A 15320-nucleotide genomic window follows, 5' to 3' on the forward strand; every position below is an offset into this window, starting at 1 on the left:
TTTGGGTAGGTTGATGAAAATGTTGTTCGAGTTGGTCGGGAGCTTCCCCGCGGTCAGGAAGCCTTTGAAGAGTCCGCCCCGGTGTTTCGCACAAACAGCAAAACGGCGATGCAGCCAATGGTCGCCATGCCTGCGTAACCGACAAGCACCTGAACCAGGCTGTAGGACTCAGACAGCCTGCCTGCAATCAATGTTGGAACTGCCGCACCGGTATAGGATGTGGCATAGATGAGGCCCAATACATTGGCCCTCTGTTCCAGCGTCACCTTTGACATTACTGACTGAATGCTGCTGCTCAGCACGCTGCCCTGGGATATGCCTGCGCAGATGCTGGCGATCAGGAAAGGTACAAGCAAACCCTGTGACAATGTGAGAACAACCGTGCCGACGGATAGGGCAAAGGCAACCATGCCGATACGCTGTGCGTTGGCTGCAGAGGTTCGCCCGGCCAGTGAGGCGCCGATCGGGCTGGGCGCCATGGTAGATGCAAATACCAGGGCCGCAGCGAGTGCGCTGGAAGCGTGGAGGTATTCCATTGCCATTGCAGGCCCGAAGGCCTGGTAGAATCCGCCCAGTGCCCAGGTAGGGACGAACGTGAAGACCCCGATGCGGAAGGCGCGCCGCGCAGGAAGTGGCAGCCCTATCTGTGGTTTCAGAGATGACAGTGCACCCGGCTTTCGGTTGACCGTTTCGGGGCTGTTGAAGCACAGAAAAACGCAGGCGGCCAATACCCCGGTAATGACCAGGTAGGGCAAAACGCGTGGGTCGCTGCCAAATTCAACGAGGGTTCCGGAAATGATCCCGCCAATGGTCAGCCCGGTCATCGGGCCGCAGCTGAGGATAGCTGGCGCGATCCAGGAGGGGCGTGCAGGGGCATTGTCAACGACCCATGCTGCCAGGGCTGTGGATGCCATTCCGCAGGACAGCCCTTGAAGGAAGCGGCCGATCAGCAGCGGCGTTGCACTGTGTACATTGAGGAAACACAGTGCTGCAACGGCCATCAGTGCCAGTGTCAGGAAAGCCGATATTTTGCGGCCGAAGTGATTGGATAGCCTGCCAAGGAATAGTAGTGATGATACCGCTCCGACGAAATAAACCACCGAGCTCAGAGACAGTTCCGTGTAGCTCAAACCATCGGCGGTTCGGTAAAGGCCATAGAGCGGGATAGGTGTTGCAGACGCGGCGTAGATCGCGATCAGAGATACGCTGGCGGCAACAAATGCCCCAGTACTGCCGAATTGCTTCAACGTGATAAATCCTCTCGGACGGATTTGCGCTCCGCCCGATGATGTTTCGAAAGTATCGGTCTGGAGGGAGTTAGTCTTTCTTGATCGGGCCGCCCAGGTAATCCTCATCAGAAACCGGTTCCATCCAGGTGACCGGGCTACCATCCAGTGCTTCCTGCACTGCGACGTGCTGCATTGCGGTGGTGTCAGTTGCGCCATGCCAGTGGCGGCGGCCGCAGTTGCAGTAGATAAGGTCGCCGGGGCGGATTTCTGTTCTGGGGCCGCCTTCGCATTGAGTCCAGCCTACGCCGTCGGTCACCAGCAGTGCCTGGCCAAGCGGATGAGTGTGCCAGTTTGTGCGGGCGCCGGGCTCGAAGTTCACCACCGCCAGGCCCAGCCTTGAGGGTTCTGGTGCATTGAAAATCTTGTCAATCCGAACGGTTCCAGTGAACCATTCCGCAGGGCCCGAAATGGCGGGGGTGGAGCCTGCCCGCAGAACCTGCATGTCTTCCGAGGTGGTGTCTGTTTTGCTCATGACATTCTCCAGCATTGAGTGGTCGTGACTATTCTAAGCACTTCAATCTTTCCGGGATTGTCCTGATACTGCTCGATTCTTGCCTGATCCTGCTTTGCGGCGTAGATATGGTTGGCAGTGTTATTTGAATGTTGTTGAATCGAATCCATTCAAAGACATCGGCTCTGTCGCGGATTCTTGATTTCGATTCTTGATTTCAATAGGAGCGGTATTTCAATGAAGGTGAACCGTATGGCTAACCCCGTTGGCACTGACAATGGGCCTGTAGGCCGAGCGTTAGGGCTGGCCGCGAAGATTGAAACGCTCACTGCCGGAGAACAGAGATTGGATACGGCAGTGAAGGGCCTGACTCTGCACCGCTGGGATCACCCGACCGATCCGACCAGCTATCTTCTTCCTCCTAGTATTTGCCTGATCGGGCAAGGTCAGAAACAGGTTGTAGTAGGGGAAGGTACCTTTATATATGACGACTGCCATTTTCTGATTACATCGGTTGACCTGCCAGTGGTCACCAGGATTATCGAGGCATCAGAGGAGAAGCCTTACCTGGGGCTGTCCATGGAGCTTGATCTTCGTGTGCTCTCCCAGCTCATGATGGAGCATCCGGCTACAGTGGAACGTCCATCAAAGGACTCGCTGGGCATCGCCGTCAGTGCCCTTACGGGCTCGCTTCTCAACGCGTTCAATCGGCTGCTCGAGCTGCTTGAAACGCCTGAAGATGTTTCGGCGCTCGCCCCTCTTATTCAACAGGAAATTTTTTACCGTCTGTTGTCAGGAGAGCAGGGTGCCAGGCTTCGCCAGATTACGGCGTCCGGTCAGCACGGCTACCGTATTGTCCGGGCTATCGATTGGCTGAAGCAGCACTTCAATGAATCCATGAAAGTTGAAGTTCTGGCCGACAAGGCGGGATTGAGTGTCTCTGCCTTTCACCATCATTTCCGGGCTATGACCGCGATGACGCCTCTTCAGTTCCAGAAAAAAATGAGGCTGAGTGAGGCTCGCCGTCTGATGCTGACGGAACATATTGATGCTTCAAGGGCGGCTTTCCAGGTGGGCTACGAGAGCCCGTCCCAGTTCAGTCGTGAGTACAGCCGGTTGTTTGGTGCGCCGCCTATGCAGGACATTCGACGGCTCGTGCAGGCATCGGCGTAGAACATAAGTGATCTGAAGTGCTACCCACCTGGCGTTCTACGCTGGTTGGCCAAATGTGTTCTCTGTGCTCCCCGTTGTTAAAGAGGTTTTTGCTAAACGTTGATTCCCGTCTTTCGTGGGTTTTCTGTTTACTCTTGTAAACGCACATAAGTAGAGGACACAGAACCCTTTCCTTCGTTTATACTGCTCAAAATACTTTTGGGTAATAAGAAAAGGGGAATCCATGAGGAGACGCCGTGATGCATACTCCTGTATTGCCGCAGTAGCGCTGACGGGGTGGCTGGCCGGGTGTTCTGCATTACCAGCGGGGAACACTGGTTCTCGGCCAGCACAGGAAGAGAACAACGAGCAGTGGCAGGTTTCGTGTTCCGCGGAGGTGTCACCGGAACAACGTGCAGAGCTGGATTCCATTGAATCCCTGATGGGGGCATCGCGCAACTATGCAGCGCTGGCGCGCCTGGAAACATTGCCCTTCGAAAGCCGCGAACACTGGTTGCGCTGGGCGCGACTGCTTGCCACGGTCGGCCAGTTGGATGACTCGCAGAATGCCTACAGCAAGATCGCTGAATCCTGTGAGATCCCGGAGGCCTATCACGGTCTTGGTATCGTCGCGCAGAAGGCTGGCAATCTTCAGAAAAGCGTGGACGCACTGACCCGTGCCAAGGAGCTGGCGCCAGCGGACTCGGATATCCGGAACGATCTCGGCGTTGCTCTTCTGCGTGACCAGAAAGTTGACGAAGCTGCCTTTGAACTGCGAACAGCGTATGAACTGGCGGAAGGTCAGCAGCGCGTGGGCACCAACATGGTCGCAGCCTATTATCTCCAGGGTGGAAAACCGGCCGTTGAGCAGTTGCAGGGCGAATTGCAACTGAGCGATGAGATGGTCAGCGCCGGTATTGAGTTTTCCCAACGCTTTGCCGTCGCAAAAGCGGCGCCAGCGGCGTCTGGCACTGAATCTTCTGGCACCCAATCCCCAATGGTTGCCCAGCCTTCCCCGGGCGAGGAGACACCAGCAGAGCCAGCCGTCAGGTTTCAGAGTCAATCCCGGGAAATAGAAGAAAGTCCGGCACCGCAGCCCGGTAGCCCCATTACCGTTGCTGCTGATAACACGGTTATCGACATTCAGCCGGGCCAGTGCTGGGTTAATGCCCAGATTCAGTCCCGACCGGTGGAAGAGAGCATTCAGGTCAAGGTGAGGGATTCCGAGATCAAGCTCAAGGTAACACCGGCTGAATTCCGCCGTGGTCTCAAACGGGTAGTGACCAAAGAGGGCACCAAAACCTATCGCGTGATTCCGCCGACCTACAAGGAAATCGAGGATAAGATCCTCGTCAAACCTGAGTCGAAGCGCCTCGTGGTTGAGCCGGCGGTGTACAAAACGGTTACCGAAGAAGTGGTGATGGAAGAGGCCCGTACGGAGCTTGAGCCATGTTCAACGTCCGGTGCTACCGCGTATGGTGCCAAAGTGGCTGCGATGGGCTTCTGTACGAAAGCGATTCCCGCCAAGACCAAATCGGTTAGCGTCACCAAACTGGTGAAGGCAGAATCGACACGTACTGAGGTGATTCCTGCCGAATACAAAACCGTGGTTCGCCGGGTCGTCGATAAGCCGGCTGAAGTTGTTCCCATGGAAACCCAGGACGAGATCGACAATCTGGAAATTGCAGAATTGGTGTCCCCGGCGAAAGCCGAGCAAACCACGATTCCTGCAGTCGCCGTTGCCATGAACGTTTTGCGTTATGAAGGCAAGCCGAGAATTGTTGCTCGCCAGGCGGTATGTGACACCAATCTGACCCGGGACATGGTCAGGGAGCTTCAGCAAAAGCTGGGCGGCCTGGGTTACAACCCGGGAGAACAGGATGGATTGCCTGGTCCGGACACCATGGATGCACTGACCAGATACCAGACCGATCACGGTTTGGCTTCCGGAGCCCTGACAATGGAAACAGCTCGCCAGCTCGAGTTGATTGACTGAGCAGATCCTCCCCGGCCGCCCGGATTCACCGGGCGGCCAGACTTTCCCCCTTTCATTAACCTGACGAACTGTTTGGTCTGGCGTCATTTGGGCCAATTTTTGAACATTTTGGGTCAATGAGTCGCCCCTCCTGCCCCTCCATAATGTGAGCTAGTTCGCATTCATGGAGATAAGAACAATGAAGCTGAGAATGACCGTGCTGGCGCTTGGCACATCGTGTGTCCTGGCGGCGTGTGGTGGCTCTGATGGGGAAACCCAGCAGGCTTCCGCGATATCACCGGAAGTCCAGACATCCGGGCAGGGCAATAACAGCAATACACCCCCGGGGCAGGCGTATAAAACCCGTGCGACACTTGGCAGTCGTAACACTGAGTCTCAGCAGGTTCGTATCGAGACGTCTGGCGGTACCGAATGGCAGAGCTATGAACGGGAGGAGGTCTATCCTGAGGCTGTGAATCTCGGCAACTTCGCCATTGAAATGTCGGATGGCATCAAACTGTTTGCGAAGGTTGTTGTTCCGGGAACCGACGCATCTACCCCCGCGCCAGGCCCTCTGCCTGTCATTCTTACTCAAACATCTTATAACTCCTCCCTTGGGCAATTCGTACCGGCTATTGGCGGCGCCAGCGACTATCTCGTGAAACGGGGATATGCGTCGGTTGTGGTCGATGTGCGGGGCACCGGCAACTCTGAAGGTAACTGGGAAGCGTTTGGTGAGCGTGAACAGCAGGACTACAGCGAAGTTGTTGACTGGGTTGTGGCTCAGCCATGGACTGACGGTCGAGTGGGTCTTCAGGGAATTTCCTATCTGGGTATTACCACGGTTCTGACCGCTCAGCAGCAACACCCTGCGGTGAAAGCCGCCTTCCCGATTGTGCCCATTGGCGATGGTTACCGGGACATCGTATTTACCGGTGGGAATGTCAACGCCACCTTCATTCCCCTGTGGATGGGTGCGGTTACCGGCCTTGGCATACTTCCGCTGGAACAGCTGTCGACCACGGGAGTGGAGTCTTTCCTGACGACCATCCCAGACAGACTGGAGGGGCTGCTGCTTGATTTCCAGGTACCGACCATTCTTAAAGCCGTTCTCGGCGAAGAAGAAACTGTGTTTGATGAAGGGTTCTGGGCAGTCCGTTCACCCATGGAAGGCGTCGACAAGATCAATGTTCCCACGTTCATTGTCGGCGGCCTGAATGATATTTTCCAGCGCAGTGAGCCGCTCTGGTATGAGCGTCTTAAAGGCCGGGTTCCGGTTAAGCTGCTCATTGGTCCCTGGACCCACATCGAGGCCGCAGGAATTCCGACCAATGGTCTGCCTGCCGACGGTGTACCTGACTTCAACAACCTGCAGTTGCAGTGGTTTGACGAGTACGTGATGGGACTTGATACACCCGTCGAAGATCAACCGAACGTTACCCAGTATGTTACCGGCCTCGAAAGGTACGAGACGACCACCGATTGGCCGCATCCCGAGATGAAGGCGGAAAGGTTCTATCTGAATGCTGGCGGGCCTTTGTCGCAGGGACAGCTTTCCGGAGATATACCTGAGGCTTCAGCGACTCAGTCCATGGCACAACAGCCCCTGAACGGCCTGTGTTCGTTCAGCACGACTCAGTGGACCATTGGTGTGACAGGTTTTATTCCCCTGCCGTGCTTCGAGTCAAATGACCTGTCCGAGCTGGCGTCTTTGAAGTTCGATCTGCCCGCTGGAGACGACGGACTTTACCTCAACGGTCCAATGCAGGCGGATCTATGGGTGACGACCACTGCCAGAGACGTGCAGCTGTCGGTACGTGTGGATCTGGTGAAGCCGAGCGGTTTGTCCGAACCGATCAGCAATGGCCTGATGACGGCAAGTCTGCAGTCCGTTGATGAATCGAGATCCCGTTTCGATAACGGCTATATGTTGCAACCCTGGCATACCTTCCGTGCCGAAGATCGGGAACTGCTGACATCGACACTTGGGTTCGGTGAGGTACTGCCCAGGCAGGTATCGGTTGAGATATTCCCCTCCAGTGCCTATGTGCCGCCGGGGCACAGCCTGCGGGTATCCATCAACACCAGCAACGTGCCGCAGGGCCTTCCTCCGCTATTGGAGTTGATCGACTCGCTGCTCGGTGTGATGACGCTTCACATGGGGCCGGACACTCCCTCAAGTATCACCCTGCCGGTCGTGCCTTCTGCAACCATCCTTGAGTGAAATATAGCTTACAGGTTCGCTGGCGGGGTGAACCCTGCCAGCCCTGCTTCTTCGAGTAGCTGCCCAAACCTGATGGTGGTCAGGTCCTTACCGGGTGCGCCGATAACCTGGATGTTGTAGGGCAAACCGTCCCGGGTTCGGCCGACAGGTATCGAGGTGGCCGGCAGCCCGAGCAGGGTGGCCATGGCAATCCAGCAGAACTGATCCATGTAGGCTTTGGGTTTTCCGCCCACAGTAATGCGGCGTTTGAAGACTGGCTCTGTGTGATCATGGGGGATGGCGACCGTGGGCGTCACGGGGGTCAGAAGTACATCGATATCGTTAAACAGCGGGGTGATCGCTGCGCGCATCTTTTCCCGCTTTTCGCTCCACTGCATCCATTCGTGGATTGGCTGGTTAACGCCGCGGGCATATTCACCGATGCCCGGCGTTACGGGGCCTAGCAGGTGTAACCATCGGTCGAGGCGTGCAATCCACTTCATCTGGCGCCGCATCCCGGGTTTCAGTGATGTGCCTATCAGGCTGCCAAGCAAATTAAAGTAGGCGGGCAGTATGTGTTCCAGCTTCAGAAGGGGATGGGTGGGAGTTGTCACCAGAGCCCCCCGGCCTTCAAGTGCTTTGGTCAGGCCTCGATACCCCTCGATCAATTCATTCTCGACAGGGCATAAGGGATCTTCCAGCCACACACCGATCCGTGCCTGCTCCAGCCGCTCTATGTTTGATGGTTCCAGGGACAGGTTCCAGTTGCGGCTGTCTGCTGGTCTTGGGCCGGCGATGACCTTGAGTAGCAACTCCAGATCCTGGCTGTTTCTTGCCAGCGGCCCGCCTTCCGCCAGGTCAGGCTGAGATTCCGTTCCGGGAGGCCCGGGGATGTGGCCTCTGAACGATACCAGGCCCCGGCTGGGCTTATGCCCGAAAACGCCACAGAAATGAGCCGGGGTGCGGATGGAACCCGCAAGATCACTGCCGACCTCCAGCGGGGTAAAGCCACTGGCCAGTGCCGCTGCGGCTCCTCCTGACGATCCCCCGGGAGTACGGGATGGATCATAAGGGTTCTGAGTGACGCCGAATACTTTGTTGTAGCTCTGCACATCGGATGCGTAGAGCGGAACATTGGTTTTACCAAGGATGATTGCTCCGGCATCCTCGAGCCGCTGGATGACGTCAGCTTGTCGCTCTGGCAGGTAATGACGCAGCGCCGGTGCGCCAGCGGTACAGGTCATGCCTGCGACTTCCCAGGTGTCTTTGACGGTCAGAGGCAGGCCGTGTAACGGGCCGGTTCGTCGCCCGGCGGCACGAAGTCGGTCAGACTCCCGGGCCTTCTCCAGGGCGCCTTCTTTGTCCAGGGTGACCACGGCATTCACCAGAGGATTGTGTTCCTGGATTCGAACCAGCAAAGCTTGCACAAGCTGCTCGCTGGTGAGTGCGCCTGACTCCAGTTGTTGCAGGAGCTTACAGGCCGGTTGATAGTAGATTGCATCCATTGGGAGTCTCGTCTTTTTGTTGTTGTGTCTGTTCGTCTTTTACGGAATGTCTTCACGCCAGTACTTCACCCGGACCTGTTCCTTTATGGCATCAATGATTTCCAGGATCAGGGTAATCAGGGCTTCATTCTGAGTCTCATCTGCTTCAATCTCGTCTGGTGTGGGCAGGAACACATTGACGATATCTTCGATAAATGCGTGATTGGTTGAGGACGCCAGGTCTTCAAGTATCTGATGAACCACGTTCGCGACGATGTCACCAACAGCCTCTTCCAGCGTTTCCTGGATGGTGGGGCCCACCACTGGCAGGAATTTCAGGCGGGACAGCTCGAGGTTTTGTTGCAGTGCGGTGTCGACACGGTCCTCAAGGTAGCTTCGCAGGGCTCCGCGGTTAGGAACGTAGCCTTCTCGTGCTGCTTCTGCCACCCGGCTCGAGATCCAGTCCGAGAGCATGTCACGCCGTGGATATAGGATGTCCTGTTGAATCCGGTCAAACAGGGGTGAGCCCCGGCGCACTTCCTGTTGCACGCCGCTGAGAACCTTCAGCACGATCCGGTCAGAAAGCTCTTCCATGAAGGCTTCATAATAGAAATTGAAAAAGCGGTAGATCCTGGAGCTGGTAACATCAATGATTTTGTACTGGTGCAGCCGGTACACGATCGAAATGATCCGGAGCACCCGCAGGAAGCGGAGGCTGCCGACGGGAATGCACCCGATCAGATCGTACCAGTGAATAAACGGGTAGAAGTACCAGCGGTCATAGATCCTGGCTTTGATCGCGTACCCCCAACGCAGGAAGAATTCGCTGAGGAACACGCTGACGAATATCATGTCGTAGAAGATAAAGTTCTCATGCACCGGTTGGTACAGAGTCTTCAACGCTGGCAGGTGCTCTCTGATCAGGTTCTGGATAGCAATGAAGCCGTAGATGGAATCCCAGATAATCAGGGCCAGGTTGATAATGAGCAGCCCGAGCATCAGAAAATCGATAACGAACCAGATGAGCTGGTGACTGGATTTCAGGTTCTCTCGATTGATGTGGAGCATTCAGAACTTCCGTTGGCCTGTCAGGAGTTTACGGGCTAGTGACAGGTTAGCTTATTTCAGACCAGTAGACGACTTGGCTAACCATCATTAAATTAACTTGACCGGTCGGTGAACAACTTTCACGCTTTAACGTAAGGTACTGTTATCACTCTAATTAATGAAGTCGCTGAATGCTACCGATAAAACCTGTTTTGGCCATGTGCCGGCGCGTGCTGCTGGCTCTGGCGATTTTGGCCTCTCCGGCCCTCAGTTCCGCCCAGCAGGTTGTTGTCCAGTTGGAAGGGGATTTTCCGCGTTTAAAAAAGAACGCAGAGGCCTTCATTGGCGACGTGGAAGGGCGTACCTCTGACAACCTTCGCCGGTATGCACCGACAGCCGTCGATCAGGCCAAAAGCGCACTGAAAGCCCTTGGCTACTACAAACCGGACATGGGGTGGACAGTGGAAGAGGGAGATGGCGACGAGCCCGCCCGTCTCATCCTGAACATTACCCCGGGTGAACCGGTGCGGGTGATCTCCCGGGTGGTGGAGATTCGGGGGGCGGCGGAGTCTGATAGCCGATTTATGAGGGAACTGCCTCCGAACCCCGCCGAAGGTGATGTGCTGGACCACGGCGAGTATTCGGCGTTGCGCGATACCCTGCAGGCCCGGGCGAGGCGTCGCGGCTATTTCGACGGCAAATTCATCACTCATACTCTGGAAGTGGATCCGGATGCGGGAACAGCCGCCATAACGCTGATCTATGAAAGTGGCGAACGATACCGGCTGGGCGCGGTGACCTTTTCCGAGGGCCACTATTTCGAAACGAGTCTTCTTCAACAGTTCGTGACGTTTGAACCGGGTACGCCTTATCACTCGGACGAAGTGGCTCAACTCAGTCGCGACTTGTCGAACAGCGGCTATTTTTCTGGCGTAGACGTGGATGCTGCACCGTCCAGTGCGGTGGATGGTGTTATTCCCGTTCAGGTCACCCTCAACCAGCGGGAACGGCGGTCAGTGTCGGCCGGTGTTGGTTTTTCCACCGACGTTGGCCCCCGGTTCAGGGGCAACTGGCGTGAACACTGGATTAACCCTATGGGCCATTCACGGGGTGCGGAAACCGAGCTTTCCGCACCAAGGCAGAATCTTTCCACCTGGTATGAACTCCCCCTGGACCCTCCCATGACGGATCTGATCCGCTTCACGGCGGGTTACCAGCGGGAAGATATAGAAAATGTCGAGTCAGAATTGTTCACACTGGGTCAGCAATGGCAGCATGAGCTGGACAGCGGTTGGCTCCAGGTGCTTTCCCTGACGTGGGAAGGGGAACGGTACAACATCGGCAACGACGAGACCGGTACCAGTAGCCTGCTGCTACCCGGCGTAGGCTATTCCAAGATTCATGCGAATTCGGCCCTGGACCCTTCCCGGGGGTACCGGCTTCAGTTGGACATCAAGGGGTCTCACCGTGCCGCGCTGTCGGATGTCGACATTTTGCATGTGAATGCGCTGGCGAAGGTTTTGTTTACAGTGGCAGGAAACCACCGTTTTCTCGCACGGGGCCAGTTCGGCGCAGTCGCCACCAACCGTTTTGAGGACGTACCTCCGTCACTACGTTTCTTCGCTGGTGGTGACCAGACGGTCCGGGGCTATGGTTATGAAACCCTGTCGCCTGAGAATGACAATGGCATACCTGTCGGTGGGCGTTATCTGATGGTTGGCAGCGCTGAATACCAGTATCAGTTTGCAGATCGGTGGCGGACAGCGGTGTTTGCCGATCATGGTAATGCAGTGAACGACCTGTTTGACCCACTGGCCTCTGGCGTGGGAATAGGTCTCCGGTGGATCAGTCCGGTTGGCCCGCTGAGACTGGATATTGCTAAAGGTCTTAACCCGGAATTTGGTGGTGACTGGCGCTTGCACTTCTCAATGGGGCCCGAGCTGTGATGGACAACACAACCGACAAACCCGGGGAGAATGTAAGGGCAGCAGACACCGGGCCGGCTATGGCAAAAGGGCATCGGTGGCGCCGATTTCTGATCTGGACCGCCGTGATACTGATCCTGCTGCCAGTGCTTCTGATCACTGCAGTATTGTTGGCTTTACGTTCTGAAACCGGTACCGCCTGGGTGATCGATCAGATACCGGGGCTGGATGTGTCAGCGGGGAATGGATCGCTGTTCGGAGAGTGGCGGGCGGAGCGCCTGAAGTGGCAGGGCTATGGTGTTTTTGTGCAGGCGGAAGAACCCTACATCGATTGGTCACCGTCCTGTCTCTTCAACAAGCAGCTATGCCTCGATTCCCTGAATCTGCGGGCACTGGTCATAACCACACTGCCTTCGGAGGGTTCAGAAAAGGGGAATGAAGGCATTGATCTTCCGGATGTGGATTTACCAATAGCGTTGCGCATTGGCAACGTGAATCTGGGGCCATTTGTGCTCAATGGCTCTCCGGTCTGGGATAGCGTCGAGCTGTCGGCACAAGGCTCGGGTTCTGAGTGGCAGTTGGATAAGGTGGCTTATCGGCTTGGTGACCTGGGCGTGACGGCCCGTGGCCGGGTAACAACCCGCCGTGACTGGCCACTGGACCTGCACGTGAGCGCAGATATTCCGCCGCCATCCGGTGAAAACTGGAATATTGATCTGTCCCTCGCCGGCAGTATTCGTGACCTGAGGGTGACGGGCCAGAGCGTAGGCTATCTCAATGCGACCCTGTCGGGGCGCGTGTCGCCGCTGGATCCAACACTGCCTGCCGAGCTCAGGCTGACGTCCAGCGAGTTTCTTGCGCTTGATACGCTGCCAGCAACACTGACGCTGCAAAACTGGACAGTGGATGCGAAGGGCAGCCTTGAATCCGGTTTCCGTACGCGCACCCAGGCAACATTACCTGGAACGACCGGACCGATCGGGCTATCTGTGCGTGGGTTGGTGACGACAGGCGGCGCTCGCGATCTGAGTATTTCCCTGGATGAAAAAGCGGTTGAAGGGCAGCCGGGTAGTGTCCGTCTGGAGGGCAATGTCGACTGGCTGCAAGGGCTTAAGGCCGAGACCGGTGTCTCTCTGCAGGCCTTCCCCTGGTATTCATTGTTGCCGGACATGGCAGAGCCACCAGTCATACTGGAAACCCTGAGTGGCAACGCGAGCTGGGATAATGGTGTCTATCATGCTGGCCTCACTGCAGACGTGAACGGTCCGCAGGGGCGGGCCAATGTTGCCGCGGTTATCAACGGGGATCTGGAAGAGGCAAGCCTGACTGATCTCAAGGTGACGACGGGCGCAGGTGCGCTGACCGGAAATGGCTCGGTGAACTTTGCTGGTCCTCTATCCTGGCAAGCCGCGTTGGCTCTGGAAAACTTCAATCCCGGTTATTGGGTCCCCATTCTGGAAGCAAATCTCAGCGGTAGCGTGGAAACCCGGGGGGCTCTCCGTGGGGAGGCGATTCCCGACATGCTGGCCAACTGGGCCGTTGCGGGCACGTGGCAGGGCAAACCCGCTGTTGCCGAAGGCAACCTGGATACGTCATCAGGCCAGTGGGAGGTGTCAGATCTCGCGGTCTCGGTGGGTGACAACAGGATTTCCGGCAAGGGCGCATGGGGGCGAACACTGTTTGCGGATTTCGATGTCTTCCTCCCATCACCGGGCGATCTGGTGGCCGGACTCGCCGGCAGTGTGAGCGCAACACTGAAGGCTTCCGGCACTCCGGAGCAACCGGACGGCACGTTAACGTTGAAGGGCAGAAATCTCGGATGGCAGGACAGTGTTGATGCGGAGAGCCTTGACCTCACCGCGGAACTGCAGCCCGGTTTTCACCTCGACAGCCAACTGCAGGTGCGTGGCCTGTCTGCAGCTGGCCAGCGTCTCGAATCCATCATGCTGGAGGCGAAAGGTACACAGGAGAATCACACCCTCACGTTAGAGGCCGACCATGAAGGCGCGTCGCTTGAGCTGGCCTTTGCAGGTGGGTTTGATTCGGTCTGGGCGGCATGGAGCGGCTCGCTGGAGAGAGGGGTGATCGATGTTCCAGGTCAGAATCAACTCTGGGAACTGGCAGAACCCGCAACGCTGGATTATCCGTTTGGCAAGGAGTTGCTGTTCGGTGCTCATTGCTGGCGCTGGAGCGAAAGTTCGGTTTGCGCTGGTGATCAGATCCTGCTGCCGGAGCCCCGGATTACTTACCGAATCAGCAACTTTCCGACCGAGGCACTGGCGCCGCTATTCCCTGAAACCGTGCAGTGGAAAGCGATGATCAATGGTGACGTCGACCTGGCCGTAACGCCCTCCGGGCCGGATGGGCATCTGAGCCTGGATGCTGGCGAGGGTGAATTCCGGGTATTGCTTGATGGTGAATGGCAGTCGCTGGTACATAAAACCCTGTCATCCACGGTTACGCTCAAACCAGACAATGCCGATATGCAGCTTCTCCTGTCTGGGCCCGAGCTTGGTCAACTGGCGGTAGACCTGTCTGTTGATCCGCGAACTCCCCAGAGGAACGTAGAGGGAACGTTCAGTCTCAACGGGTTCGATTTTGCTTTGGTTGGGCTGCTGAGCGGACTTCAGGAAGTGGCTGGTGAAATCAGTGGAGAGGGTCGTCTGGCCGGTCCCCTGATGAAGCCGTCTGTTGTGGGGCAATTAGCGCTGACGGGCGGGCGGGTTGTTGACCATCGGCTGCCTGTTCCGGTGGAAGAGGCGGTCGCCAGTATCGACCTGAAAGGCTATTCAGCGGATTTGTCAGCCCGCATAAAGAGCAATGCCCGGAGCCAGACCATTCTGGATGGCACCGTGAACTGGCAGGGTAAGCCTGAGGCGGAACTCAGGGTGTCGGGGGAGCGGATACCGTTCGCTCTGGAACCCTACGCGAGCATCGAACTGGCGCCGGATCTGACGATCTCGCTACGGGAAAACGATCTCAGCATAAGCGGGCAGGTCGAAGTGCCCAGAGGCAGTATCGAGATCAAAGGCTTGCCTGCCCAGGCGGTGTCTGTGTCTGACGATGAAGTGATTGTCGGCGTTGAAAAAGAGGAACCGGTTATCCGGCAACTCAACATGGATGTGACGGTGATCGTCGGGGAAGATCAGGTGACCTTTGCCGCTTTTGGCGTGGAGGGTGATCTTGAAGGCACCATCAGAATTGGTAACGACATGGAAACCAGGGGTACGTTGCAACTTGTGAACGGCCAGTACGAGGCCTTCGGCCAGGAACTGGAGCTGCGGCGGGCCCGTCTGGTGTTTGTGGGTAATCTGACCCAGCCATACCTGGATATAGAAGCGGTAAGAACGGTTGATGCCGTGGTAGCGGGGATACGCCTCAGTGGCCCGGTGCAATCGCCGACCAGTGAAGTGTTTTCCGAGCCTGATATGCCTCAGACCGATGCTTTGTCCTACGTAATTCTCGGCCGGGCTCCCCAGACCCAGGGGGATGAAGGGCAGATGAGCAGAGCCGCACTGGCGCTCGGCCTGACTCAGGCGAGTCGGTTCACCGGGGACATCGGTGAAGAGTTCGGTATTCAGAACCTGATGCTGGAAGCGGAAGGCAGCGGTGAGGAAACCTCAGTGGTTGCAAGTGGTTACCTCACCGACGAACTCAGCGTTCGTTATGGAGTCGGGATTTTTGAACCGATAACCACCGTGGCTTTGCGTTATGACCTTGGGCGTTATTTCTATCTGGAGGCGGCCAGCGGCCTGGCTGCCTCACTGGATATTTTCTACACCCGGGATTTCTGA

Annotated in this window: 9 protein-coding genes; 5 read left to right on the forward strand and 4 right to left on the reverse strand. The window is 56.7% G+C overall.

Going from position 1 to position 15320, the window contains the following annotated elements; genetic code table 11:
* Nucleotides 1-53 precede the first annotated feature (53 nt).
* Nucleotides 54-1247, reverse strand: a complete 1194-nt coding sequence (locus FWJ25_RS05045; RefSeq protein ID WP_223163228.1) for an MFS transporter — start codon at nucleotides 1245-1247, stop codon at nucleotides 54-56.
* A 70-nt stretch (nucleotides 1248-1317) separates the two neighbouring features.
* Nucleotides 1318-1761: a (R)-mandelonitrile lyase gene (locus FWJ25_RS05050; RefSeq protein ID WP_149599178.1), complete on the reverse strand. Its 444-nt coding sequence runs from the start codon at nucleotides 1759-1761 to the stop codon at nucleotides 1318-1320.
* A 216-nt stretch (nucleotides 1762-1977) separates the two neighbouring features.
* Between FWJ25_RS05050 and FWJ25_RS05055 the strand changes: the two genes are divergently transcribed.
* From FWJ25_RS05055 to FWJ25_RS05070, 3 genes are all read left to right on the forward strand, one after another.
* The gene (locus FWJ25_RS05055) at nucleotides 1978-2913 is read left to right on the forward strand and encodes an AraC family transcriptional regulator (protein ID WP_223163229.1); all 936 of its coding nucleotides are present in this window, start codon (nucleotides 1978-1980) and stop codon (nucleotides 2911-2913) included.
* Between the two features lie 223 nt (nucleotides 2914-3136).
* The gene (locus FWJ25_RS05065; RefSeq protein ID WP_149599179.1) at nucleotides 3137-4888 is read left to right on the forward strand and encodes a peptidoglycan-binding protein; all 1752 of its coding nucleotides are present in this window, start codon (nucleotides 3137-3139) and stop codon (nucleotides 4886-4888) included.
* Nucleotides 4889-5066: 178 nt separating this feature from the next.
* Nucleotides 5067-7091: a CocE/NonD family hydrolase gene (locus tag FWJ25_RS05070; protein ID WP_223163230.1), complete on the forward strand. Its 2025-nt coding sequence runs from the start codon at nucleotides 5067-5069 to the stop codon at nucleotides 7089-7091.
* 8 nt (nucleotides 7092-7099) lie between these two features.
* On the opposite strand, the gene FWJ25_RS05075 is transcribed toward FWJ25_RS05070, so the two are convergent.
* Nucleotides 7100-8575 (reverse strand): amidase, encoded by a 1476-nt coding sequence (locus tag FWJ25_RS05075; RefSeq protein WP_149599181.1) that lies wholly within the window; start codon nucleotides 8573-8575, stop codon nucleotides 7100-7102.
* A gap of 39 nt (nucleotides 8576-8614) precedes the next feature.
* A complete protein-coding gene (locus FWJ25_RS05080) occupies nucleotides 8615-9622 on the reverse strand; it encodes a hypothetical protein (RefSeq protein ID WP_149599182.1) in 1008 nt (335 codons plus the stop codon).
* 197 nt (nucleotides 9623-9819) lie between these two features.
* Between FWJ25_RS05080 and FWJ25_RS05085 the strand changes: the two genes are divergently transcribed.
* Together FWJ25_RS05085 and FWJ25_RS05090 are read left to right on the forward strand one after the other, a co-directional pair.
* Complete coding sequence (locus FWJ25_RS05085) at nucleotides 9820-11547, forward strand: autotransporter assembly complex protein TamA (RefSeq protein ID WP_438616555.1); 1728 nt, start codon at nucleotides 9820-9822, stop codon at nucleotides 11545-11547.
* The gene (locus tag FWJ25_RS05090; RefSeq protein ID WP_246166661.1) at nucleotides 11547-15320 is read left to right on the forward strand and encodes a translocation/assembly module TamB domain-containing protein; all 3774 of its coding nucleotides are present in this window, start codon (nucleotides 11547-11549) and stop codon (nucleotides 15318-15320) included. Before FWJ25_RS05085 ends, FWJ25_RS05090 begins: the two co-directional genes overlap by 1 nt.

Source organism: Marinobacter salinexigens (genome assembly GCF_008370345.1).
In the GTDB taxonomy this organism is placed as follows: domain Bacteria; phylum Pseudomonadota; class Gammaproteobacteria; order Pseudomonadales; family Oleiphilaceae; genus Marinobacter; species Marinobacter salinexigens.